The sequence below is a fragment of the Ulvibacterium sp. genome (assembly GCF_028285715.1).
Lineage (GTDB): Bacteria > Bacteroidota > Bacteroidia > Flavobacteriales > Flavobacteriaceae > Ulvibacterium.
Genome location: NZ_JANQOO010000017.1, coordinates 243023 through 268269 on the forward strand (window position 1 = coordinate 243023; position 25247 = coordinate 268269).

General features: G+C 43.2%; 24 protein-coding genes. 4 read left to right on the forward strand and 20 right to left on the reverse strand.

What is annotated here, in order from left to right; genetic code table 11:
• Positions 1-38: 38 nt before the first annotated feature.
• Both gyrB and asnB read right to left on the reverse strand, forming a co-directional pair.
• Positions 39-1979: a DNA topoisomerase (ATP-hydrolyzing) subunit B gene (gene gyrB / locus Q0993_RS08055; protein WP_299531640.1), complete on the reverse strand. Its 1941-nt coding sequence runs from the start codon at positions 1977-1979 to the stop codon at positions 39-41.
• Positions 1980-2501: 522 nt separating this feature from the next.
• On the reverse strand, positions 2502-4172 hold the full coding sequence (gene asnB / locus Q0993_RS08060) for an asparagine synthase B (RefSeq protein ID WP_299531643.1): 1671 nt from the start codon (positions 4170-4172) through the stop codon (positions 2502-2504).
• Between the two features lie 242 nt (positions 4173-4414).
• Between asnB and Q0993_RS08065 the strand changes: the two genes are divergently transcribed.
• Positions 4415-4954, forward strand: coding sequence for a DUF2911 domain-containing protein (locus Q0993_RS08065; protein ID WP_299531645.1), 540 nt, complete (start codon positions 4415-4417; stop codon positions 4952-4954).
• Between the two features lie 156 nt (positions 4955-5110).
• On the opposite strand, the gene Q0993_RS08070 is transcribed toward Q0993_RS08065, so the two are convergent.
• The 5 genes from Q0993_RS08070 to Q0993_RS08090 all read right to left on the reverse strand — a co-directional run bounded on the left by Q0993_RS08070 (position 5111) and on the right by Q0993_RS08090 (position 12491).
• A complete protein-coding gene (locus Q0993_RS08070; RefSeq protein WP_299531647.1) occupies positions 5111-5554 on the reverse strand; it encodes a hypothetical protein in 444 nt (147 codons plus the stop codon).
• Positions 5555-5614: 60 nt separating this feature from the next.
• Entirely contained in the window at positions 5615-6373 is a 759-nt protein-coding gene (locus Q0993_RS08075) for an NYN domain-containing protein (RefSeq protein WP_299531650.1), read from the reverse strand.
• Between the two features lie 61 nt (positions 6374-6434).
• A complete protein-coding gene (locus Q0993_RS08080) occupies positions 6435-7457 on the reverse strand; it encodes an OmpA family protein (RefSeq protein ID WP_299531653.1) in 1023 nt (340 codons plus the stop codon).
• A 221-nt stretch (positions 7458-7678) separates the two neighbouring features.
• The gene (locus tag Q0993_RS08085; RefSeq protein ID WP_299531655.1) at positions 7679-9436 is read right to left on the reverse strand and encodes a TonB-dependent receptor; all 1758 of its coding nucleotides are present in this window, start codon (positions 9434-9436) and stop codon (positions 7679-7681) included.
• Between the two features lie 31 nt (positions 9437-9467).
• Positions 9468-12491 carry a tetratricopeptide repeat protein gene (locus Q0993_RS08090; protein WP_299531657.1) on the reverse strand — a complete coding sequence of 1008 codons (3024 nt, stop codon included), beginning with the start codon at positions 12489-12491 and terminating at the stop codon, positions 9468-9470.
• A gap of 240 nt (positions 12492-12731) precedes the next feature.
• On the opposite strand from Q0993_RS08090, the gene Q0993_RS08095 reads away from it, so the two are divergent.
• Complete coding sequence (locus tag Q0993_RS08095; protein WP_299532825.1) at positions 12732-13415, forward strand: cell division ATP-binding protein FtsE; 684 nt, start codon at positions 12732-12734, stop codon at positions 13413-13415.
• A 5-nt stretch (positions 13416-13420) separates the two neighbouring features.
• Here Q0993_RS08095 and Q0993_RS08100 read toward each other — a convergent pair whose 3' ends face one another.
• The 8 genes from Q0993_RS08100 to Q0993_RS08135 all read right to left on the reverse strand — a co-directional run bounded on the left by Q0993_RS08100 (position 13421) and on the right by Q0993_RS08135 (position 20269).
• A complete protein-coding gene (locus tag Q0993_RS08100) occupies positions 13421-13768 on the reverse strand; it encodes a VOC family protein (protein ID WP_299531659.1) in 348 nt (115 codons plus the stop codon).
• A 33-nt stretch (positions 13769-13801) separates the two neighbouring features.
• Positions 13802-14314: a DUF2165 family protein gene (locus tag Q0993_RS08105; RefSeq protein WP_299531661.1), complete on the reverse strand. Its 513-nt coding sequence runs from the start codon at positions 14312-14314 to the stop codon at positions 13802-13804.
• Positions 14315-15053: 739 nt separating this feature from the next.
• Complete coding sequence (locus Q0993_RS08110) at positions 15054-15437, reverse strand: VOC family protein (RefSeq protein ID WP_299532827.1); 384 nt, start codon at positions 15435-15437, stop codon at positions 15054-15056.
• Positions 15438-15586: 149 nt separating this feature from the next.
• Positions 15587-16399, reverse strand: a complete 813-nt coding sequence (locus tag Q0993_RS08115) for a helix-turn-helix domain-containing protein (protein WP_299531663.1) — start codon at positions 16397-16399, stop codon at positions 15587-15589.
• Between the two features lie 88 nt (positions 16400-16487).
• A complete protein-coding gene (locus Q0993_RS08120) occupies positions 16488-17147 on the reverse strand; it encodes a TIM barrel protein (RefSeq protein WP_299531665.1) in 660 nt (219 codons plus the stop codon).
• Between the two features lie 197 nt (positions 17148-17344).
• Entirely contained in the window at positions 17345-17782 is a 438-nt protein-coding gene (locus Q0993_RS08125) for a hypothetical protein (protein ID WP_299531667.1), read from the reverse strand.
• A gap of 63 nt (positions 17783-17845) precedes the next feature.
• Positions 17846-18886 (reverse strand): S9 family peptidase, encoded by a 1041-nt coding sequence (locus Q0993_RS08130; protein ID WP_299531670.1) that lies wholly within the window; start codon positions 18884-18886, stop codon positions 17846-17848.
• Positions 18887-18979: 93 nt separating this feature from the next.
• Positions 18980-20269 carry an APC family permease gene (locus Q0993_RS08135; RefSeq protein ID WP_299531672.1) on the reverse strand — a complete coding sequence of 430 codons (1290 nt, stop codon included), beginning with the start codon at positions 20267-20269 and terminating at the stop codon, positions 18980-18982.
• Between the two features lie 199 nt (positions 20270-20468).
• Here Q0993_RS08135 and Q0993_RS08140 point away from each other — a divergent pair, with 199 nt between their 5' ends.
• Positions 20469-20942, forward strand: a complete 474-nt coding sequence (locus Q0993_RS08140; protein WP_299531674.1) for a MarR family winged helix-turn-helix transcriptional regulator — start codon at positions 20469-20471, stop codon at positions 20940-20942.
• On the forward strand, positions 20939-22273 hold the full coding sequence (locus Q0993_RS08145; RefSeq protein ID WP_299531676.1) for a S41 family peptidase: 1335 nt from the start codon (positions 20939-20941) through the stop codon (positions 22271-22273). The genes Q0993_RS08140 and Q0993_RS08145 overlap by 4 nt, the downstream gene beginning before the upstream one ends.
• Before the next feature lie 123 nt (positions 22274-22396).
• On the opposite strand, the gene Q0993_RS08150 is transcribed toward Q0993_RS08145, so the two are convergent.
• From Q0993_RS08150 to Q0993_RS08170, 5 genes are all read right to left on the reverse strand, one after another.
• A complete protein-coding gene (locus Q0993_RS08150) occupies positions 22397-22855 on the reverse strand; it encodes a YHS domain-containing (seleno)protein (protein ID WP_299531678.1) in 459 nt (152 codons plus the stop codon).
• Between the two features lie 45 nt (positions 22856-22900).
• Complete coding sequence (locus Q0993_RS08155) at positions 22901-23260, reverse strand: hypothetical protein (protein WP_299531680.1); 360 nt, start codon at positions 23258-23260, stop codon at positions 22901-22903.
• A 4-nt stretch (positions 23261-23264) separates the two neighbouring features.
• Complete coding sequence (locus Q0993_RS08160) at positions 23265-23618, reverse strand: SnoaL-like domain-containing protein (RefSeq protein WP_299531681.1); 354 nt, start codon at positions 23616-23618, stop codon at positions 23265-23267.
• Between the two features lie 101 nt (positions 23619-23719).
• Entirely contained in the window at positions 23720-24307 is a 588-nt protein-coding gene (locus tag Q0993_RS08165) for a Crp/Fnr family transcriptional regulator (RefSeq protein ID WP_299531683.1), read from the reverse strand.
• Positions 24308-24433: 126 nt separating this feature from the next.
• Complete coding sequence (locus Q0993_RS08170; RefSeq protein ID WP_299531684.1) at positions 24434-25207, reverse strand: GNAT family N-acetyltransferase; 774 nt, start codon at positions 25205-25207, stop codon at positions 24434-24436.
• Positions 25208-25247 lie beyond the last annotated feature (40 nt).

A 25247-nucleotide genomic window follows, 5' to 3' on the forward strand; every position in this document is an offset into this window, starting at 1 on the left:
ACCTAAGTGTCAGGGTTTTTGTTGTGAAGTGACGATTCTTATGCATCAATGTTCGCATAAACGGCATTTTTCTCTATGAATTCCCGTCTTGGAGGTACTTCATCGCCCATAAGCATGGAAAAAATACGGTCTGATTCCGTAGCATTATCTATGGTAACTTGACGTAAGGTCCTAAACTCAGGGTTCATGGTAGTGTCCGCCAATTGTTCGGCATTCATCTCCCCAAGACCTTTGTAACGCTGTACGGAAGCCGATCCACCAAAACTCTCGATAATGGCATCACGATCCTTATCGTTCCAGGCATATTGCTTCTTATTGCCCTTTTTGACCAAATACAGCGGCGGAGTGGCAATGTACACGTGCCCTGCCTCGATCAATTCGCGCATATATCGGAAAAAGAAGGTAAGGATCAAGGTTTCGATATGGCTGCCATCCACATCCGCATCGCACATAATGACTATTTTGTGATATCGCAATTTTTCCAGGTTCAAAGCCTTACTGTCCTCTTCGGTCCCTATGGTAACCCCAAGGGCCGTATAGATATTTTTAATCTCCTCATTTTCGAAAACCTTGTGCTGCATGGCCTTCTCAACATTCAAAATCTTTCCCCTAAGCGGCAAAATGGCCTGGAAACTACGTTCCCTACCCATTTTTGCCGTTCCGCCGGCAGAATCTCCCTCAACAAGGAACAGCTCGCATTTGGTAGGGTCTTGTTCGGAACAATCCGCCAATTTCCCCGGTAAGCCTCCAATGCTCATGGGCGATTTTCGCTGTACCATTTCCCGGGCCTTGGTCGCCGCATGTCTGGCTTGGGCAGCTAGTATAACCTTCTGAACGATCATTTTTGCATCTTCCGGGTGTTCTTCCAAATAGTTGGTCAACATTTCGGAAACGGCCTGGGAAACCGCAGAGGACACTTCCCTATTGCCCAGTTTGGTCTTGGTTTGTCCCTCAAACTGCGGTTCGGCTACCTTGACCGAGACTATGGCCGTTAATCCTTCCCTAAAATCATCACCCTGAACCTCGAATTTTAGCTTATCCAACATTCCGGAGGCGTCTGCATACTTTTTCAAGGTAGTAGTAAGCCCCCTTCTGAATCCCGACAGATGGGTTCCTCCTTCATGGGTATTGATATTGTTTACATAGGAATGCAAATTCTCGGTATAACTGGTATTGTAGATCATGGCAACCTCAACCGGAATGTCGTTCTTTTCACCCTCCATGGCAATGACATTTTGAATCAAGGCCTCTCTGGTCCCATCCAAAAAACGTACGAATTCCCGTAACCCCTCATCGGAGTAAAAGGTCTCCGAAAGGAATTCGCTATCCTCGCCTTTCTGACGTTCGTCCGTTATGCTTATGGTAACTCCCTTGTTCAGATAGGAAAGCTCTCGCATTCTATTGGCCAAGGTTTCATAGCTGTATTCTATGGTTTGGGTGAATATGGTTTCGTCCGGATGGAAAGTGACCAAGGTGCCCCTTTCCTGTGTTTCCCCTACACTTTTGACCGGATACAAGGTTTTCCCTCTCTCATACTCCTGTTCCCATATCTTACCATCCCTATATACCGTGGCCTTCAAATGATTGGAGAGTGCGTTGACAACCGAGACACCTACACCGTGCAGACCTCCGGAAACCTTATAGGAATCTTTGTCGAATTTTCCACCGGCCCCGATTTTCGTCATGACCACTTCCAAGGCAGAAACACCTTCTTTTTTATGAAGATCTACGGGAATTCCCCTACCGTTATCCCTTACCGTTATGGAATTGTCCTTATTTATGGTAACACTGATCGTATCACAGTGTCCTCCCATGGCCTCATCTATTGAGTTGTCCACCACCTCATAAACCAAGTGGTGCAATCCTCTAACGCCTACATCCCCAATGTACATGGATGGACGCATACGTACATGCTCCATGCCCTCAAGGGCTTGAATACTATCGGCCGAATAATTCCTTTTTTCTGTTTCTTCGCTCATAGAATTTAAAAGTTGTTTTCACCTTCCCAATAATCATTGGGCGCCTAAGAAAATCAGTAGATATTTACTTTTCCCAAAGGCTTGGTCCCATTCAGTTTTTGCAATCTTACAAATATACGGAAAACCCCATAGAATATAGTGTTTTCCTCCTTTTAAAGCCTCTAAGTTATCAACAAAAATTGTGGAAAATATTAGTGGTTTTCCCATTAGGGTCTTGACCGATTTTTTATTGAAAAACAAGGATGCAAAAAATCAAAAATCAAGGTTCGTCCATTTCTTTTTTTCCTACCAAATATGACACGTTTACAGGATCAATTCGGGCCATAAGGTTTTCTACAACCTGGGTCTCATAACAAAACCCCGCCTGGGATGGCGGGGTTAAGGACTAATTAAAATAAAAAACTGAGCCCCATCACGGCAGATGGGCAAAACAGAACTTTGTTTGTTGGGTCCAAGGCGCAAAAACCATGTATTTAATCAAAGACCGTCAACAACCTCTTTAGGCGAGGAATTCCATAAATTTCATTTCACGTAGGCGTCGTCATGTACATTGGCTACAGCCCTTCCCGAAGGATCGTTCATATTCTTGAATGCCTCGTCCCATTCCAAGGCAATCTTGGTGCTACAGGCAACCGAGGGTTCCTGAGGAACGCATAATGCCGCGGCATCCGAGGGGAAATGTCCCTCAAAAATGGAACGATAATAAAACTCCTCCTTTGTTGTCGGGGTCTGTAACGGGAACCGGAATTTGGCATTGGCCAATTGCTCATCGGAAACCTTTTCCTCCACCAATTCCTTTAAGGTATCGATCCAACTATACCCCACCCCGTCGGAAAATTGCTCTTTCTGTCTCCAGGCCACACTTTCCGGCAAATAGTCCTCAAAGGCTTTACGCACCACCCATTTTTCCATACGTTCCCCATTGATCATTTTATCCTTGGGGTTGATACGCATGGCCACATCCATGAACTCCTTGTCCAAAAATGGCACACGCCCTTCTATACCCCAGGCCGCTAGAGACTTGTTGGCCCTAAGACAATCGTACATGTGTAATTTATCCAGTTTCCGAACGGTTTCCTCATGAAAATCCTTGGGGCTCGGTGCCTTATGGAAGTACAGGTAACCGCCAAAAAGCTCATCGGCACCCTCACCGGACAATACCATTTTTATTCCCATGGATTTGATAACCCTTGCCATAAGGTACATGGGTGTGGAAGCCCGTATGGTGGTGATATCATACGTTTCCAAATTGTAGATAACATCCTTAATAGCATCCAATCCTTCTTGTATCGTAAACTTTATTTCATGATGCACAGTACCAATATGATCGGCGACCTTTTGAGCGGCGGCCAAATCGGGGGAGCCTTCCAATCCTACCGAGAACGAATGCAATTGGGGCCACCAAGCGTCCGTGGTGTCATCCGACTCTATTCGCTTCTGGGCATATTTTTTGGCAACGGCCGAAGTGACCGAGGAATCCAAACCACCGGACAAGAGTACCCCATAGGGAACATCGGACATCAACTGCCGATGGACCGCCGCCTCCAAAGCTTCCCTGATTTCGTTAATACTGGTCTCATTTTCCTTAACCGCTTCATATTCCATCCAATCCCGGGTATACCATCTTTTTGGTTCCCCATCCCGGCTATACAAATAGTGACCTGGAGGAAAGAGTTCTATTTTAGTACAGGTACCTTCCAAGGCCTTTAACTCGGAGGCCACATAAAAAGTGCCGTTCTGATCCCAGCCCATATACAAAGGAATAATACCCATATGGTCCCTGGCCACAAAATACTCGTCCTTTTCCGCATCGTAAATGGCAAAACCAAAAATACCGTTCATTTCATCCAAAAAGTCCACACCCTTCTTTTGGTACAAAGCCAATATAATCTCACAATCGGATTGGGTCTGAAACTCGTAATTCCCCTCGAACTGTTTTCGTAATTCCCTATGGTTATATATTTCCCCATTAGCGGCCAAGATCAGTTTTCCATCGGCGCTGAACAAGGGTTGCTTCCCTGAAACGGGATCTACAATAGCCAATCTTTCATGGGCCAAAATGGCCTTGTCATCTGAATAGATACCACTCCAATCCGGTCCCCTGTGCCTTACTTTTTTTGACATTTCCAAAAGCTGGGGCCTCAAGGCATCGGTACTTTCCTTAACATCGAACGCACAAACAATTCCACACATATCAATTAAATTCTATCAATTTGAAGGCAAAGATGTAGATAATATTTCCAAAAAAAATAATAAATGAATTTTATATTACTAATTAACACTTTTATCTATTATTTTAACAAATAATGTAATTTAAATTAGCGATATTGAAGAAAAATGGAACGCTCTGTAAGTTGCCCAAATTTTAACGACTTTTTGTAAGTTTACAATTGGATTACTAACTAGCTTTGAGCACACTAAAAACAAAAACGAACATGAAAAAATTATGCTCTTTTGCCATTTTAATAGTGGCAATGGTATTTGCTTCCGAGGCTTCGGCCCAGAAATTTGATGGACTGGACAAAAGTCCGATGGATATGGCTGCCTATCCTTCCAGTTATAGGGTTTCCGAAAAAGCGGTACGAATCATTTATAGCCGTCCACAGTTAAAAGGCCGTTCTTTGTCCGAACTCGCCCCGGCGGGAAAAGTTTGGCGTACCGGTGCCAATGAGGCCGCAGAAATTACATTTTATAAGGACGTAACATTTGGCGATAAAGCGGTTTCCGCGGGTACCTATGCCTTATTTACCATTCCTGGTAAGGATCAATGGACCGTTGTACTTAATAATAACCTGAATCAATGGGGGGCTTATTCTTATGATGAATCTGCCGACGTAGCCAGGATTACCGTATCGGCCAGTTCCGACGGTTCTTCCCTAGATGCCTTTTCAATTGCCTTTAAGGAGGTGGACAACGGAGCACATATGGTCATGGGTTGGGACAAGACCCGGGTAGCCGTACCGATAACCCTTTAAAAATTCTGTTTACTTCATACAAAACCCGGAGAATAAAAGCTCCGGGTTTTTTGTTGATTCAATCCGTACATGGGGTCCTTATCGTTTTCATCTTGAAACAACAGGCCACCGGATTACCATTTTTACCTTGCTAGCTCCCCTTCTCTAAAAAGGAGTCTATTCCGGCGAGATACTCTTTACACCTTCTATCACATAATCTCCTTCCTGTGAAGAACTTTTTCCGGACATTTTGCTTCCTTCAGCGGTCAAATTGACCGTAACCACCCCTCCTTCGATCATTAAGGTAAAACTTATGGTATTCTTTTTTACTGTGACGTTCTCACCCCTGAAAGTCCCCATACCGGTCTGTACCTGAACCTGGTATTGGCCATCTTGCCCAACAATCAATATAAGACCTTTGTCATAACCTTCTGGAGCACCTATAGCTTTATATTCCCAACCGCCAACCAAATTGTCACCGATTGCCAAAATTAGATTTTTGTCCGTTTGGGGGACCATTTCCTGTAACGGGAGGGTGGCATGTAGGACAAAACAAAAACTGAATGCCAGAAAGGTCGGCATGCCAAAAATTCCTCGGATAGGGTTACATCGCTTTTTCATCTGTATTAATTTAAAGGGATTGTACTTTGTACCGTTAATTTATAAAAATAAATTTGTTCGTTACGTTTTCGTAGATCTTATCTTTTCCTTGATCCTTACATAAATTAATTTCTTTTTTCCTCGCGAATCCTCACGCCGCTCTATCTCAAAACCAGGTAATGAGGCAATCAATGGGGTTAGTTTTTGAAAACCGTAGTTGCGGGAATCGAAATTGGGTTGTTTTTTTTGGAGCAGGCTGCCCACGTCACCTAAAAAGGCCCATCCATCATCATCGGCAACATCATCTATCGTGGTAGCAATCAGTTTGATTACCTTGGGCCCGATTTTATCCAAGTTACGCTTCGTTTTGCTCTTCCGGACAGTAGTGTCCGAAGCATCTTCTTCAGATCGATCCTTTAGGATTTCGAGGTAGATGAAACGATCGCAGGCTACTATAAAGGGATCTGGAGTCTTCTTTTCGCCGATTCCGAATACTTGCATTCCTGCTTCGCGAAGCCTAGTGGCCAAACGGGTAAAATCGCTATCGCTGCTTACCAGACAAAACCCATTTACCTTGCCGGAATACAGAATGTCCATGGCATCGATTATCATAGCGGAATCCGTAGCGTTCTTCCCGGTAGTATACCCATATTGTTGAATTGGGGTAATGGCATTTTCAAGGAGTACATTCTTCCATTTTCCCAAACGGGGATTAGTCCAATCCCCATAAATTCGTTTTATCGTGGGATTTCCGTATTTGGCGATTTCCTCCATCATTTCCTTTACGTACCCGGCTGGTATATTATCACCATCTATCAATACGGCCAGTCTTATGTCCATGTCTATCTCGTGAAAGTATACAAAGTACGGAGATTACAGCCAACTACAAAGGTATATATGATTATTCTTGCTTTGAAATTACGAACTCCACGCGTCGGTTTTGTCCACGCCCAATTTCTGTAGTGTTATCGGCCACGGGTCTTGTACCACCATGTCCGTGCCATAAAATCCTTTCCTTAGGCAACCCCAGATGCACGAGGTAATCCGCTACGGATCTTGCCCTTTCCTTGGATAGGTGCTGATTGTACGCTAAGGAGCCTATGGAGTCCGTATGTCCATGAATTTGTATTTTGAGGGAGGCGTCATCCGCTAGGTATTGGAAAATTTTGCGCACTTCAGTTTTCTCGTTATCCAATAATTGTGACCTATCAAATTCAAAAAGTACATTTTTAAAAATATGGATTTGATCCAATGCGATACCTTCAATTTTATCCGAAGGATTGTTCTCCACGGAAGCGTAATCTTTATTCATTTCTTCAACGGACTCAACCTTCAACATATCAATATAATAGTAGGCTCCCTTCTTGGCATAGCGTTTGGTCTTTAGAAACCTCGTACGGGAATTGTTCTTAAAGTTCCCAACGGTTACGAAACTTTCCCATCCTCTGCCCACAAATTCCATTTGTACCAAGACCCAACCTTGGGTATCCGCATAAAAATCAGTGTGTGAAATCTGAAAGGTGCGATATTTGTTTTCCTTGTTCTTATACAACACCGCCTTCGAGAGCTCCTTTCGCCTCGCAGATTGTAACTTATCCTTGGTAAACACCACACCAAATTCTTTCACGGCAAAGTCTGATTGTTCTGCCAGGCTCACGTAAAAGGAAATGCGATATCTTTTCCCGAGTTCCAAAGTCTGTGTTAGCTCGGCTTGAAGGTATTCCCGATAATCCTCCGGGGCATACATATAAAATCCGGCATAACCGGTGCCAAAATCCGCCGGTTGATTCCCATTAAAATTCCTGGGTGTACCCATGGCCGTACTGCAACCATTAAAATAGTCCGTGGAGCCTTTTGACGGTGTAGACCAGAATAGGACATCCTCATTGAAATTACCCAATCCCTTGGGACAGTTCGTATACATCTCAAAACTTGGGTTTTTTACCAAATTTTGGGAAAATACAAGACCCGTGCTTGACATGTATAGTAGGATAATTCCAAGTATAGAAATTCGACGCAAACCCAACTCTTTTGTTTAACCACCTCTAAATTAAATATTTAGTGGTTCTTCTAAGATTCGTATCGATGAAAAACGGGTTTCTCCGTTGTGCAAAGCAGACTTTCCTAAATCTTTAAAGGAACAGCCTAAAAATCGAACTTATAGGTAGCGCCTCCAAGAATCTGGAAACCCTGTACCGGAAAGTTGGCCCACCGCTGGTAATTGTTGTTGGCAATATTGTTAGCACGCACAAAAACCGACAATTGGTCATTTAACCGGTGACCTACATGGGCATTGGCATCAAAGAAACTATCCAATGTAAGTATGGTAGCCGGAAAATCCGAGGGTTCCACATTTTCAACAGCTACTGTGGCAAAGTCCTCGCGCTCGCCCACATAGAACAGATTGGCGCCCATATACCATTTTTCCCCGATTTGATAATCCAGAAAAAGTGAGCCTTGTAGATTCGGAAGGTTCCAAGCGGGATTATCCGTTTCCGTATCATAATCGTATATTTCGACATTGACCCCTAAGGAAAAGTTTCGGTTTACGTCCACATTCAATTCACCAAATACACCAATGGTCTTTATGTCATCGTAAAATACCTCAAAAGAATTGCCATAGTAATATCCTTTTTCATCGGTCCTAAAGGTATTTTGCGGGTTTAAGGTAAACAAGGGTCTTCGGTTCTCGGCCGTATAGGAGCCTTTGATATTATAACTCAAATTGGGCAATAATTGTCCCCGTAACCCCAAATAGGCATCGTATTGCCTGTCCGTAGGAACAATGGTCAGGGTGGGTGATACAAAAGGATTCTCCTCCACAAAACCATAATAGGAATTTTGCCTTAACTCGCCCTCGATACCACCGTAGACAATGGCCACCTCTTCCAATAAGCGATAGGATGCGGTTACGGCCGGATAGATATAAAAATTGCTGTCACTGCGTTCCGTATCCAATCCGTAAACCAAGTTTACCCCGAGATTTAAGGATAAATCGTCCCGGAACATGGTCAAGCTGGGGTTAATTCCAACCTGAAATTGGCTGTAGTTTATGCCGTTAAGATTAGCCGTGTTATTGACATCGGCATTTTCAAAACTTCCGTTTACATAGTCGACCTTGGCCTTAATGCCAAAAGACTCCTCGTTTAGGGGAAATTCAAATCCTGTAGTAAACACGGCCCTATTCTCCCCTGATTTTATGGCATCCCAAAATCGACGATATTCCAAGGATGCATTCTGGAAAAAGGAATCCTCCAGATTAACATGGCCGGATATTTCGGCCATATAATAATTTTGTCTTTCATCAATTGCATTTACCGTAGCCTCATCAAAAACACCTACAGGCAAGCCATACCAATTGTAGAGTTGATGCTGGACCCCCAAGTCAACACCCCAATCCAAATCCCGGTCCCTCTTTTTATAAGCCGCTTCCAACTCGGTATCGGAATAAATATTGTCCAAAACTACCCCATCTATATCCCCCCTAGAGGAATTATGATCCAGACCCAGTGTAAATCCTGACTCCCGGTCAATGGTCCTACTGGTATAAAACTTGGCCATTAAATTGGCCGGATTCCCCCCTCCTGCCGAAGCATAGGAATTGTACAATACCGGTGGTGGGGTCTTCTTTACCCTTGACGCCTGTCCCTTGGCCGGGGAAAAGGTAGAGGCTACGGGAACCGAGTTGATACTATAGGTAATATCTTTTTTCTGAAGCGCTATGGAATCATTGAACAACGGCACGGATTTGATCTTAAAGGCATCCGAAATGGTAGGGGTATATGCCTTGGTCACGGTCACGGTTTCGGTTCCGATATCATCCTGGCCCTCTTCCTGTCCCAAAACGGCAAGGCAAACTCCCAAGAATAGCATAAGGCTTGTGGTAATCTGTTTTTGTATCATGTGTTCTCTCGTCTTAGAAACTTGGGTCATTTTAGTTGCCGTCGGTATTTATTGAAGAATTGCGCTGGGCTTCCTTGGCCTTGATGATGGCCAACTCGCCTTGGGCCTCTGTCACAATTTCCGGAAATTGGGAAAAATTGGCGATTACACTATCCAAAATATAGGTAGCTTGATAGGCATCGTCCAGGGCATAAAAGTTTTTGGCCATAATGATCAACCCTTTACCGCCCCACTCCTTATAGGCCGCATAATCCTTAGCCAATTTTTGTACGGCCGTATTGGAAGATTCGTGATCGCCAGACTTGTTTTTAAAGTAGGCGTCGTAATACAGGGCCTCTGCAGCTGTGCCGCCGGATGCAATTTTTAGTACGTCCTTGTACGCGGATTCTGCTTTTACCTCATCGCCCGTGGCCATGGCCGAGCGTGCGATCATAATTTGTGCATCACTTTTGATGCGGTTGTCGATATTGCCATTGGCCAGTACCTTGTCCGCATATTCCAAAGTCTTTGGGTAATTCTTCTGGCCATAGTAGCCCTTCATTAAATTGGATTGTGCAAATGTTCGGTTTTGCTGAATGTTGGCCACATTTTCCAAACGTTCCAGATAGGGAAGTGCCGTATCGTATTCCTTTTCACCAATATATATCTCGCACACCCGGGTCAATGCCTGTTCACCATACTCACTGCCGCCCTTATCCGCCACAAAGACATAGTAGGGCAAGGCCTTTTCTTTTTCGCCCTTAGCAAAGTAAAGTTGTGCCAAATTAAAATTCGCTTGAGTCGCATGTAGGCCATTAGGGAACTGTTTCACGTATTTTTCATAGCCTTTGATGGCCGCATCCTTTTTGCCTTCCAGATTTTGTTTGTTGGCGGATTCAAAGGAGGCGTTGTCCAATTCGGAATCCGTAACTTCCACAAAATCCAAGTTCTCCACCCATGCCGCATATTCGTCCACGCGACCCATATCCACATAAATCAATTTAGCCGTGGCCACTGCCTGAATGGCCTCTTGGGTATTGGGATAATCCCTTACAACCGATTTGAACTTGCCCAAGGCCTGATCGTTTCGGTTGGCGTTGTAGTGTACAAGTCCCTGGCGCATCATGGCCTGGGGAACCAAGGAACTTCCCCTATACTCGTTAATGAGTCCATTATAACTCTGCAGACCCTTTTGCTCTTCACCCGAAGTGATATAGGTATTGCCCAATTCAAAAAGGGCATCGTCCTTCAATGTAGATTTTGGATATCGCCGCACAAAGGAATTGAGTTCTTCGATCTTGGTATTTCCCCGGCCTATAAAACCATAACTCAACGCTTTGTGATAAGCGGCATAATCCTTTTGTGGTCCGCTAAGGGCCAAGGCCTTGTTATAGGTTTCTATGGCCGGCCAATATTTGCTGGTCACAAAATAACTGTCCCCTAAGCGTAAATAGGCGTCGTACAGTTTTTGGGTATCCGCTGGACCGGACTGGGCATAGGCATTAAAACTGGATATGGTACTCCCATAATCCTTCAACTTAAAATAGGCGTAGCCCAGATTATAGTCCATATCCTTATACTCCTCGGTAAACCGGGCACTAGGGTTCTGCTTAAATTGTAAGTAGCTGGCCAAGGCATCATCAAATCGGTTGAGCAGATAGAGCGATTCGGCTTTCCAATAATTGGCCCTGGCCTCGAAGAGGGCATCCTCGGCACCACCCAAAGACTTGTCAAAAATTTCGGCGGCCGCCGCATAATCCCCGTCAATAAAAAGTTCCGTCCCGAGATAGAACGCCACTTTCTGATAGGTAGCCCTGCTCGCAAAATTTCGGTTCTTCTCCAAAAGCTCCATAGCGCCCCTAAAGTTCTTTGAGGAGATATAGGAATCAACCAAAAGCTCTTGCATTTCCTGGGTATGTGCATCGTTGGGATAAAGTTCCAAATAATTGGAAATAACCTGGGGAACAGGTTCATAGGCATTTCCGATCTCATAGCTCAGCCGGGCGTAGTTCAAATACGCGTCCTTTTGGATCTCCGCCGAAAAATCCATCTGGGAAGCATTTCTAAAGGCGTTGAGGGCCTCTGACTTCTTTTCCAGGTTCAGATAGCATTCGGCCAAGTGATAATAGGCATTTTGGGAGACGCTATTGGTACCTCCGATAATCTTGTTGAACTGCTGAATGGCGTTGGCAAAATCACCCTGTTTGTAATAACAATAGCCCAGTAGATAATAGTCCGTATTATTCCATTTTCCCCGCTTGCCCTTATATTCTTCCAAATAGGGAATGGCATTGGCATATTGACCCAAATTAAAGTAGCTCTCCCCGATAATTTTGTTAAGCTCGGAGATTTCCTTTCGGTTGGATCTGGGCAATTGTTTTTTGGCCAGGGCTATGGCCTCCTCGAACTTACCCAGTTTAAAGTTCATATCCGCCTGATAGTAGGAAAGCTTTTCTTCCAACACCTCTTGGTCCGTAATCTGATCAAAACGTTCATTGGCGGTTTCATAGTCGTCTTGTTGATAGGAGATATAACCCAAATAGTATTTGGCCTGTGATCCGTAAACGGGAGAATTGGTCACTTTACTCAAGTAACGTTCGGCATCCTTAGGTTTTTTGGAGGAAAACAGGGAATAGCCATAATTGAAGTTAAACTTGTCCATCTCATTTCGGGAGAGTGCATTTTGATCCACTTTTTTGTACCATTTTAAGGCATAGGGATACTTTCCCGTTTCAAAATAGTATTCCGCTACATCGGCGAAAGCGGAATTCCGTTTGGTGGAAGTCGGGTATTTTTCCACAAAATCCTCCATAAGCCGGTCTGCCCCGTATTGGTTCAAACGCACTGCGGCATTGGCCTCGTAGTAGGCACTGTTGGCCTTGGTCTCCAAATCCCTGGTACTATTCTTTACTTTGGCAAAAATAGTCTGTGCCGCTTGGTACTGCTCGTTGTTATACAGGGCCAGCGCGTCTTGATACTCCTTCTTGTCGTGTGTGTAGATTTTGGTCTCCTGGGCGATTCCCAAGCAAAACATCCCCAGAAAAATGGGGACGAGTGCGGTATTTTTTTTCAACATAGTGTTCTAACTATTTATCGATAACCGGATGTTATATACAGTAACGACAAATATCGTTCCTAAGTATATCCTAACCTTCAAAGAAAAAGATTTTTAAAAACGGTGTATTCCTTTTCCATAGGAACTTATTACTTTTATATCAACAAAGGAAGCGCCCCATAAAGGTTCCAAATACGAATTTTTAAAATTAAAGGAACATCCATGTCCGACCCCGATCCAATAACCCGTAACGAAGATAAAATGCCGGAAATGATCTTGGAATTGAAGGAGGCCTCCATTTTCCAAAAGGAAAGTATGATCCTTACCGAAGTAGATCTAACGGTACACAAAGGGGAATTCGTATACCTTATCGGGAAGACCGGAAGTGGCAAAAGTAGTTTTATGAAAACCCTCTATGCCGATATTCCGCTAAGACAGGGGAATGGTACCATAGTAGGTTACGACCTAAGGTTGCTCAAAGAAAAGGATATCCCCTATTTACGCAGAAAACTGGGCATTGTTTTTCAGGATTTTAAATTGCTGCCCGATAGGAATATCAAGAACAATCTACTCTTTGTGCTCAAAGCCACGGGGTGGAAGGATCCGGCAAAAATGGACCAGCGGATCGAAGAGGTCCTGGACAAGGTAGGTATGAAGACCAAAGGGTTTAAATTTCCACATGAGATTTCCGGGGGGGAGCAACAACGTATCGCCATTGCCCGTGCCCTCCTCAATGACCCGGAACTTATCCTGGCGGACGAACCGACCGGAAACCTGGACCCCCAGACGAGCGTAGAAGTAATGAAAGTGTTGCAGGATATCAATAAATCGGGGCGGACCATACTCATGGCCACCCATGACTACGCCTTGATCCTAAAATTTCCATCAAAAACCCTCAAATGCGATAGCAACCGTGTTTTTGAAGTGGTACAACGGGCGGTTTAATAGAATTATTGATCGGACCAAACCGCCAACTCATTTTCGGATGGGTCGGCAAAATGGAACCGACGACCGCCTGGGAAGGAAAAAATATCCTTGGTGATTTTTCCGCCGGCTTCCCTGATCCTGTTTTTTATAAAATCTAAATCGGTGTGGTATAAGACGATCAAGGCACCATTTACAATTTCGGTATTCGTTTTTTCAAAGCCACCCTCCAACCCGCTATCGGAAAAAGCGGTGTAGGTGGGCCCATAATCCGTGAAAGTCCAGCCGAAGGAGGCCTTATAGAATTCCTTTATTTCCTCAAGATCTCTTGCCTTGAACTCCACATAATTGATATGACTGTCCTTTATGTCCATGTTTATGGCATTTTTGTCTTATACCGAATTCCTTTAATCCGTAAGTTCTTCATCCTTAAGATGTAATAGGATTAAGGTCAATACTATAAAGGTCACTATCCTTTCAGCGCTACTCAGTCCATTCCAGACAGTGCTCTGCCACATAGCGAACCATTCACCCCCGATTACCTCAAAACCGAAAAACCAAATGAGGACTCCAATAATAAGTCCGGCAATGGACCATTTCTTGGCGGCGTGAAAGGTGCTGGCCTCATTTTTTCGGTTTTTAAAGAGCACCCAACTTCCTTTTAGGCAACAAAATGCCATTACGGCTTCCAGGACAATCAGCAAAATATACCCAGTATGTATCAGTATTGGATTATTGATGTCCCGATACTGGATATTGCTATCGGGGAATATGGTGTCCATCTTTAGGACATGCTCTACAAAATTATAATTGGTATAGTAGTCGGTGGTATTTCCGATGACGATAATCAGGGCCATAATGCCTATCGCGAATACGGAAACAATCTTTGCAATTCGAAGTAACAAAGGCGTTGGGTACATTTCAATTGATTTTGGTGGTTGGTTAAAACAAGTCAAGTACGGAAGGTGCGAATCCAACTATTCGGATACAGTTACCAATTTTTCCATATCGCTATGTGGGCCATACGAATTTAGCATTTTTTCAATCGGTATTTACGGTCACACAAACTTGGTTTGCCGAAAGGAATGGAAGAAGTTCATTTTTTACATTGATTCGTGAAGGTGAAGGTCCAATTTTGTAAAAAAACGGCTTAAATTTCCAATTCATGGCTTTTATCCCATTTTAGAAGGTAATGTAAAACCTAAATCGCCACCTAAGGGGCTCAAGGGCCATTCTAAGAGCACATACCTCCTCTATGGCATTTCCAAGTTTTGAAAGGGAGCTTTCCATAGAAACAGGGAGATACAACCCAGCTTCATCAAAACGCTGTCAACCCGCGCTATACAAGCCTTCAAGGGGTGTTAAACTCTTCTTAAAGCTGTAAGATTATCGGTATTTATACGTCTTATTGGGTGTGTAAAAAGGGACGCCTATTGCGCCCATCACAAAAAACAAATAACGAAGTAAAAAGATGAAACATACAAAGAAACAACGCAAAGAGAACTACAGCGCTACAGAAAGGTCTTTGACCCGTCACGAAAGCTGGAGGAATCACCGTAGGCACACCACATTGGCGTTAATACGGTTTTCTTAAGAATAACAATGAGAAAAAGGGGGCTAAGCCCCCTTTTTTTATGCAATCGGTTTTAGCTTTGGTTTTTATTCCACGGTCGGTTTGGTAAAGGTAACCAAATCAATTCCGATACCGTTTGGATCAACAATGGCAAAGTGCCGGTCCCCCCACGGTTCGTCCCTTATTTCAATAGCTATAGGCACTCCCTTGTCCTGAATTTTTTTATAGAGCCGGTCTACGTCTTCCACCTCTATGGTCAGATACATCCCATTTCCGTTAAACGGTTTTTGAAATATGGGCTTTTGGGTGGGATGGTTAGGCTTTAAAAAACTCAATTCCGCTTGTTTGTTGGGGGTATGCATCAACAAGTAGAATTCATTTTCAAAGGTTACTCCAAAGCCGAGATTCCTTATATAAAAATCCTTGGTTTCGGCTAATTTCTCCGTGATTACTCCCGCGTTTAGTTTCATAATATTTCCGTTTTTGTGTGGTGTTTGCGAAAATCCAATGCTAACGGCTCCTGCAAACAATAAAGTGATTAAAGTTTTCATACCTTCTATTTTTGTATGAAACAAAGGTATTGGGGAGTCTTGGGGTACCATAGTAAAAATCGGACATATTAACGAAATGCCCGGGTCGGGGTAACGCCATAGAAATTCTTGAAATCCTTGATGAAGTGCGATTGGTCATAGAAGCCCACATCATAGAACAACTTATTCTGCGTAAGGTTTTGTAGGGAAGGTTTGGCATTAAGAATGTTCTGAAAGCGCACCACCTTACTAAAGGTTTTGGGCGTTGTGCCGATATAATGATTAAATATCCGTCTTAACTGTCTTGGGCTTATTCCGATATCCAACTCCGATTCCGTTTCCATAGTGCCCCAATTTTTTAAAATAAGGTACAATGCCTTGTACAGCCGATAATCCTTATCAAATTCCGCGGTACTAAAAACGCTACCCATTATCCGGTCTAAATGGACCGCTACCCAATTCAAATCCATATTTGGGGAAACATGCTGTACCAGGCTTTTTGCAATTTTCGGTAAAACGAGTTCCAATCTTTCGACTTTGCTACTCAGCTCGAAAGCGTTAACCTGAAACAATTGCGGCACCATGGAGGGAAAAAATCGAATACCGATATAATCAAAGGAGTTCTCCAAGGGAAATTCCGTGTATTCCTTACAAAAGCCCATGATGAAACTTTCGGAAATATTTTGGTTGTTGAAAAAAATATCGATGCAACCATCCGCCACCACCCGATAATTGAATTGATGGGCAAGGGGTTCCAAAGTTTTTAACTGCCAGTAACAGTAGATGACGTTTCGTAAGGCGGGATCAGGCAAAATCTCCCGATAGGATACAATTTTAAACGAAGGGAGAATGGTGGGTTGTAACGGCCTGTACAGTTGTTTTATCGATTCAAATTCTTTCACGCCCTAGTTTCATTTTCAAAAGATATTGATCTAGTGTCGATTTCCATATCAATTTTACTGATTCTAAATTGCATCCCAAGAATAGTATTTATTCAATATGCATTGTTCTTAAGCCATTCAAATTTGCCTTCAGTACCAACTCCACATCCTTTTCCGCTACATGCCCTAGTATACCAAAATCCCCGGTATACCCTTTGTCCAATAGTAATTGGATCATTTCTTTTTCATGATTACCCTTTCCTATGGGGAGAATTTTAGGTCCTTCCTTTCTAAGGCCACTAAGGTTTACATACCAAAGATACGGTAACATAGTGTCCAACATTTCCGGGTACGCATCTATTTGATGGTGGGCGTGATGAAAGTTATAGACGAGACCCAAATTCTTGTCCGGCAAGGCCTTGATGATTTGGATTTGATTCTTTGGCTCCCCAAACCAATCACCGTGATTGTACAAACCTATCTTACAGCCCAAGGTGGTTGCCCTTTTACTCAGGAAAGCTATCATTTCAGCTCCCTTGGCTATCGCTTCGGAATCGGATAGGTCTTCAAAAAAATTCGCGGCAAAACTTACCCAAATTTGTCCCTTGTAACCAACCTCATCTATTACTTTAAAGACCTTTTCGTTGGAGCCGCTTAATTTTCCCAAAGCGTCTGTGCGACCATCTATCCACATCCAAACCGATATGACCTCGACTCCCTCTTTTTTTGCCAATCGCAATTCCCGAGCCATTTGGGGGAGATGCATCATAGGCGTACTTTGTAATCCCCATTTTTTTAAGCATGGCTATCCTGGCCTCTGGAGATCGTTCCAAACTATCATAGGGAACAATACACCAAGCATAAATGCTTTCGGTATCAATCCGTTGTGCCATTAACTCATTTTTGCAGAAAACAACCAGTAAAACTAGGAATATCAGTGTTGGCCTTTTCAATTTCAACATATTTTCATTTACCTGGTTTAAAAAGTCCGATACCTGAAAATATAAAACCTAGGGCCAAAATCAAAGCCGATACCAGGTTTACTTCGGGAAAGGCAAAATTAACCGCATAGTCGGCCGCAATTCCCGCTAATAGAGCAAAAATGAACGCTACCAATAAAGCCCAAAAAACCCAAAGCACCCTATTAATCAGCCCTTTCCAAATAGCGATGAGCATCAACGCGTTTAAAGCTACAACGGATAAATTGGCAAAAAGGCCGATAGAATCTACAGTAGCGAGCATATCAGGGCTCATGGATTGGATATCCTCTGCACTTAATATAGCGTACAACCCAGGTGGGTGTTCGCCCAAAAAAAGAATACCGACAACCACATACAACGAAGGAAAAAGATTTAGACCACTCCAAACACTTAGAACTATTGAACCTATTTTTAATGCATCCATACTTATTTACAATGTGCTAGTTTTCAAATATAAGGTTGGGGTTTATGTATTGTTGGTGTTGGTTTATTCCATCTCTTTTAGCCAATAGGCCATGGTATCCAGAAAACCATCGCATCTTTTATAAGGTAAATCATGGTCTTGCATTTCATAAAAACCTCCGGTTTCGCACTGGAACAGATTGTGGTTACAATTAGGAAACGAAGTAATGGTCAAGTCTGTATGGGATGCCAATGTGCTTTCGTATAAAGCCTTGGTTTTTTGCCAATCCACATTCATATCATTTTCGCCAAATAAGGCCAATACGGGGCAATTTATGTTCGAAAGGACGGCCTCAAAATCCGTAACATATACCTGTAAGCCAGTTTTCTTATCGAGTTTTTCCTTCATAAACGTGGGTTGGTAGGCGTAGTAGGCTTCTTCGGTGATACCCCCATTGGTAAACCTTAGCCAAAACTGATTCTTCCTTAGGTTGGGTGTGGCGTCTTGGTAGGTTTTAAAACTTCCCCCAGAATGACTGATTCTAACGCCCTCCAACCATTCATCTACAATGATATCCACGGAATCCTTGAGATGTCCGTTGATTTGTAGGTTCTGTTGGAGCAGATACTTAAAATTTTCCTTCGCATCCACACCACTTACGGTAATCCAAAACGCAATGTCTCTATACTGGTTTATTACAATCGGATTTATCCACCCTGCCCTACTGATGCCCCATAAGCCAATTTTATCGGATCCCGGTATTTGTTTCTTTTTCAGGGTGTGGATGGCCGCAATTACCTCCAAAGCACTGTGCTGTATAGATTGATTATTGTTGAAAGTGCCACCGCTTTTACCGCACCCCATTTTATCCCACATATAGGTACTGTAGCCTGCTTTTACCAAAGTTTCCCGAACGTCGGAATACCACTCCTGGGCCACGGCATTCGTTCTTCCCGATCCATGGACGATGAGTACTATTCCTTTGGAGTTGGCATCTTGGGGAATAGTCAACACCCCATTTAGAGGAACCCCCTCAAATTTAAAATCCAGGATTTCCTTTTTGATCTGGGCCTTTGAGTTAAGCCCAATAAGAAGTAGTGCCAACAAAGTAACTATTCGCTTCATTCGTAGCTCACATTTACTGTAATGCAGAGAAACATCATAGGTTGAACTTTTCCAAACTTGTCCAAGATAAAAATTTTGGGGGCTTTCTCTGCCCTATTGTTTGGGTACTCCGTTACGCCCGATTTTTTTGTATAGCCATTCTATGATAAAACATAGGGCAACGATTGATATTGCGACTATTACCCCCGTTTTATTGGTTGAAAACTGCTGACTTATAAGAATTATAAGAGCTATAGTACACAACAGAAATCCCAAAAACGGAATGACCTTATTTCCTTTAACCTCAGCATGTAGCTTAAATCCAACATAATTTACAATCGCAAAAATCAATAGAAAACCAATACTTCCCGCTGTTGAAATACTTTCAAGATTCAAGAGATTTGCAACGATTATGGTAATGATCGCGGTTATCATTAACCCAATGGGTTGATTCCATAATTTACTGGTCAGGTGATGGGGCAACTCCCCGTCCTCCGCTATTTCATAGCTGACTCTGCTACCGCCCAAAAGCGAGGCATTGATAGCTGAAAACGTTGATATGAGCGCAGCAATGGTTATAATGGTAAAACCGACTTTTCCGAGCATAGGTTTTGCCGCTTCGGCCAATACATAATCCTGAGCCGTCGCAATTTCCTTAAATGGCAGGGAACCCACTGTTACCAAAGCAATGATTACATAAAGCAAAATAACAAATAGTACAGAGTAATAGTAGGCCCTAGGGGTGTTCTTTTTAGGGTTTTCAATGTCCGGTGCCGCATTTGCTATTAACTCAAATCCTTCATAGGCGACGAAAATTACCATACCTCCCGTTAGCAATTTTATAGGTGTTTCCCAATTTGAAATGGAAAGTTGTGCAAGATTTGGATTTCCCATCAGGCCGTAAATTCCGATGAACACAAACGAAAGCAGTATAACAAGCTTTATGGCAACCGCGTAGGACTCGATTTTACCCACAACCTTAATACTATAATAATTGATGGCCGTTGCCAGGATGATGATAAGACTGGCATAGATATGGAAATCGGTTGATGTATCGAGTATTGAAAAAAGATTGGGTGCGTATGAACCAAAAGCCGATGCGTACAGGGAAAGCATAATGATATAGCTTACCCATAAAAGGTTATTTGCGCCTCCACTAAAAATTGTCTTTCCAAAACCCTGATTGATGAATTTTACCGTTCCCCCAGGATCGGGGTAGGTCAAAGAGAGTTTTACATAGCTATAGGATGTAATTAGGGCTAAAAATCCAGCAAATAAAAAGGCAATGGGCGTTCCCCCTCGAGCAAGCGAAACCGCCAACCCCAATACAGCAAAGATTCCGCCGCCTACCATACCTCCTATTCCAATGGACATGGCTTCTTTCAACCCTATTTTTTTACTCATTTTTGCCCTTTTTCATTTTGCCCACTTGATACCATAAATTATCCCATCCATACTTTTTACAGGCATACTGCGAATGTAGCATTTTTTCAATCGGAATATATATTTGCAAAAAGGATCGGCTATACGTCGTATGAGAACATCTGGGTATCAATTGAGATAAAAGTTGTATATAGTTGATATATCAATTATATTTGTATCAATGAAAAAGACAGAGACTATACCCCGCTTGGAAAGCGTGCTTTTCTATGTAATGGAAAAAACCATTAAATCGTACCGACAATTTGCCCAACGTAACTTGAACAGCTTAAAAAGGGACCTGACCATAGATCAGTGGTTGGTCCTAAAGACCCTTTACGACAATCCCAAATTAACCCAAAGGGAAATCGCCGAGCGCGTATTCAAGGACCATGCCTCCATTACCCGAATGATAGACCTCTTGGTCAACAAGGGATTTTTGGAAAGATCCTTGAATCCCAAAGACCGTCGCCGTTACGCCCTGGAACTCACCTCAATGGGAAAAATGGCACAACAGGAATCCATACCTATTATTATGGAGAATAGGGCCACGGCCCTAAAAGGCCTTACTACCGAGGAAGTAGAAACCCTACGCCACCTATTACAACGCATCACCGACAATTGTCATCATACACATCAAAAAACGAAACAATCATGAAGCGAATCCGAATTCTTTTTCTGCCGTTCCTAGTTGGAATGGTCCTGGCCTGTCCGGCCCAAAACAACGACAATAGTATTTCCGACCAAGAAAAAAGACAGGTCGTCGACTCCATTTCCACCATTTTGGAGACCAGTTATGTTTTTCCGGAAACCGCCCTTAAAATGAGCGATTTTCTAAAAACCCAACTTCAGGACAACAACTATGCGAAGATTAAGGGCGCCCAAGAATTCGCCCAGAAGCTTACCGAGGATATCCAATCTGTAAGCAAGGATCTACACCTGAGGGTACGCTTTGATCCCGAGGGTATTGCCCGAAGGCGAAATGCCGAACTTTCGGCAACTGACAGTGTCGCCCTTGCAGAACGCCAGTTACGCAATAACAGACGCTCCAACTATGGGTTTCGGGAGGTAAAGATCCTGGACGGGAACATCGGATATTTGAACCTTAGCGGTTTTTTTGGTGTGGACAAGGAGGCTGGTGCGGCGGCCGCGGCAACCATGAATTTTTTGAGCAATACCGATGCCCTGATCATTGACCTTCGCCGGAACGGGGGCGGGAGTCCGGCCATGATCCAACTGATCACCAGCTATTTATACGGACCGGAAAGGGTACATCTCAACAATTTTTACAATAGGGCCAATGATGAACAAACGCAGACCTGGACACTACCCTACGTACCCGGAAAGCGCAGACCGGATGTTCCCGTTTACGTGCTCACCAGTAGCAGTACGTTCTCCGCGGCCGAAGAGTTCAGCTATAACCTTCGCAACCTGGAACGGGCCACTTTGATCGGAGAGGTTACCGGTGGTGGTGCACATCCCGGGGGAACGCAAATTGCCACGGAACGTTTTGCCATTTTTGTCCCGGACGGCAGGGCCATTAATCCCATTACCCAGACAAATTGGGAAGGCACGGGCGTAGAACCCCATATTAAGGTCCCGGCAGAGGATGCCCTGGAAACGGCCAAACTTAAGGCCCTGGAGATGCTGTTACAAAAGAATGCAGGGCAAGAGGGCACTTTTTTCCTCCAATGGGCCATGGAAGGTATTCAATCGCAAATGGAACCGGTGACCGTAAATCAAAAGACCCTGAAATCCTATGTGGGTCATTACGGCCCCAGAAAGATTCATTTTAAAGAGGGTACGCTCTACTATCAAAGGGAGGGAAACACGGAATACCAGCTTATTCCCATGTCCCAAAACAAATTTCGAATAGCGGAAGTCCCTGCATTTCGTATTGAAATGCTGGAGGAAAATGGGAAAGTCACAGGGATAAAGGGACTTTATGACAACGGACGGACGGACCAGAATACCAGGACGGGAAAGTAAAGACCTCCACAATATGCCCTGCTTAGATGGGATATTGGATTGGAAACTGGGACATTTAGGGCCAATTATAAAACACCTGAGCCTAAGGCTTCAGGTGTTTTGATTTTAAAGGATTTACCAGTATTATTTCATGCGTAGCTTTTTCCAATTGGTATCCGCTTTGGTCACCAGTTCCTTATGGTTGCCGGCCAACCATAACTGTTGTGCATCTACTTCCAAATCATAAAGAAACAAATAGTATTTGCTATCTTTTACCACAAATTTATTGGGATCTATTCTAAACTTTGCCCCAACGGAAACCCCAAAAGCACAATACCCCCCATATTCCGGCAAATACTTCTTAGGGTTTGCTTCAAAGGTTTTTTTCTGTTCTTCACTTGTGAAGTAATATTTTATCCCATCATGGGTTGTCTGATATTCCTTTAATCCCTTTTGGGCAATGCCCAGATCTAGATAGGATACCGGACTATACCCCTGTAGGGCTATTTTGCTGTCATCCGTATTAATTGCGGTTTTAAGATTTTGTGCTAAACCCAATGATGAAATGAATAGCATGGCTGCTAGTATTGATAATGATTTCATGATTATTATTTTAAATTTTAATAGTAGTAATGAATTGTTTTGACTTTAGGTGTGTATCGCCATTTCCGGTTTATGTAAACTAACTACGGCCAAGACCGCGGCACCGTTTATCCAATAGAAATAAGCATCCAGCCCTTCAAACGAGAATACGAAGGGAGCCACTATAAATACGATTCCCACCAAGGCATCTACAATTAAATGTCCCTTATAGGAAACGATGCGATATAACCCCAACTGATGATCGGTCAAGATCGTGAGAACAAAGGCCGCAATTCCCGTAATGACAGAGAGTTGCCAAGCCAAAGGGTTGGAACCTCCTAAGCCCAGTACAAAGGGTAAAACGATAAGTGCAACGGCTACCGGGTAATCCAGATAGGCATGCATTTTTTTGGTTACAAATCCCATAACCTTAAGCTTTAAAGTATTGTTCCTCTACAATCTGTCCATTTTCCCAAACCGTGCGGAGTATCTCGTGCCATAAAATTTTGCTCCCGTCCTTCATATCAAAGTCAAAAGTGAACTCCGCGAAGGAAATATCCCCATGCAATGACGCATTGTGTAGGGTAATGCCGTTTACCTTGGAAATGGCATCGGCAAAACCCTGCATTTTGGCCAGCATTTCAGATTTTCCGATGGTTGCAGTACCATCAAAATCATGGGTCCTGGCATCGGAAGCGAAGTACTTTTCCGTAGCTTTTACGATTTGCCCTTTTTTTACCATCTCGTTCTTTGCCGAGAAGATTTCATTTAATGATTGTTCCATTTTTTATGTTTTTGAATTGTGTGTCAATATTGACAGGGTAAAAGTCCGGCAATTCAAAAGCATTAAAAATGAAGCAGATCAAGAAAAAAGGTTGATGTAGTTCAACTTTTTTTCCGCGTTCTCTTATTGCGTATTCTCGATAAAAATTCCGTGGTCATTCCCAAGTAGGAAGCCAGAGCGTACTGTGGAACACGTTGGACGAAATTGGGAAAGTTCAATAAAAAATTCTCGTAGCGTGCCTCTGCGGAATGCGTTAGATCAAAAAGAATTCTTCGATGTTCAAAGGCAAGCCCTTTTTCGGCCATTATCCTAAAAAAAGTCTCAAATTTATGATTGGCCTTTTTCAGTGCCTGCTCTTTGTTGAATGCGAGCTGGAGTATGGTACTATCTTCCAGCGCCGCAACAAAAAGGGTTGCAGGATGTTGGTATATGTAACTGTTGAAATCCGAAACCCACCAATTTTCAATGGCAAATTGAAGGGTATGTTCCTGTCCGCTATCTGCTACGGCATACGTCCTAAAGGCACCTTTTACTACAAAGGTCCGGTATTGGTTTACAAAGTTGGGCTGAACAATGAATTGTCGTTTTTTGACCTTTACTTCCTCAAAGCTGGACAAGAATTGTTCCATTTCCTCATTGCCGAGCGCAACAAAGCTTTGTACATAATTCTTAAGTTGGTCTTTGCTCATTGGTCCTTAGTGTATTAAGATTTGCGCCATTGTGGCAAAGGTTAGTAAATGAAATGCAGCCCGCCCGAAGGCGGCTAAGGTTCTATAACCTTGTAGCAATACGTAAAATCCCTTTTGCGTTAGGCCTTAGTTTTTCAGTTTTTCAATCACCTTATCATAACGGCTATCCATACAGACACTTAAATCCGTTGTCATAAACCTACCGTCCAAAAATAAGCTAAAAATAGTGGCTGGACTTGGGCAATTTTGGGCCTCTGCCATGGTCTTAAGCTTAATTACCTTTAGGGGTAGCTTTCTTTTTTCCGCGGTTTCTACCAATGACTGCATAGCGTGAAATTCCGCGAAAGGGCATCTGTTGGAATAATAGACCACAATCCCTTTTTTATCGGGACATTCCCCGCTCTGTACCGATTCGTTGAATCTGGGGTTGTCAAAACTGTCCTTAAATTTTAAGGCCAATAGACTGAACCCGCTGGAAATCCTTTCCATTTCCTTAAATCCCTGCCGCAACAACCATTTGGTATCGCTCATAAAATGGAACTTTTTCGTCCCCACCACGGTTACAAGTCCATTTTTATTTTGCGTTTTTGCATCTTCAATTGCAGATTGCAACAGTGCTTTTCCGTATCCATTTTTCTTGTATTTCCCGGAAACCCAAAAACAGTTTAGGTTCAAATAATTGGGTGCCGTTATAGGAACCCAGGCATTTTCTGCCGGTCCATATTCAAGGAACACCTTGGCTCTTGCGTCCAATCGCCTAAAAACATAGCCATTACCGAACTCTTTCTTTAACCAATCCTTTTTGGCTTGATAGCTATCCACACATTTCTTGTCGGATATGGCGCAACAGATGTGTTCCGAAGCAATGTTTTCTGTATTTAATTCAATGAATTTTTCCATTTCCTGTTGTTTTAAATGAAGCCTAACAAAGGAATATAAA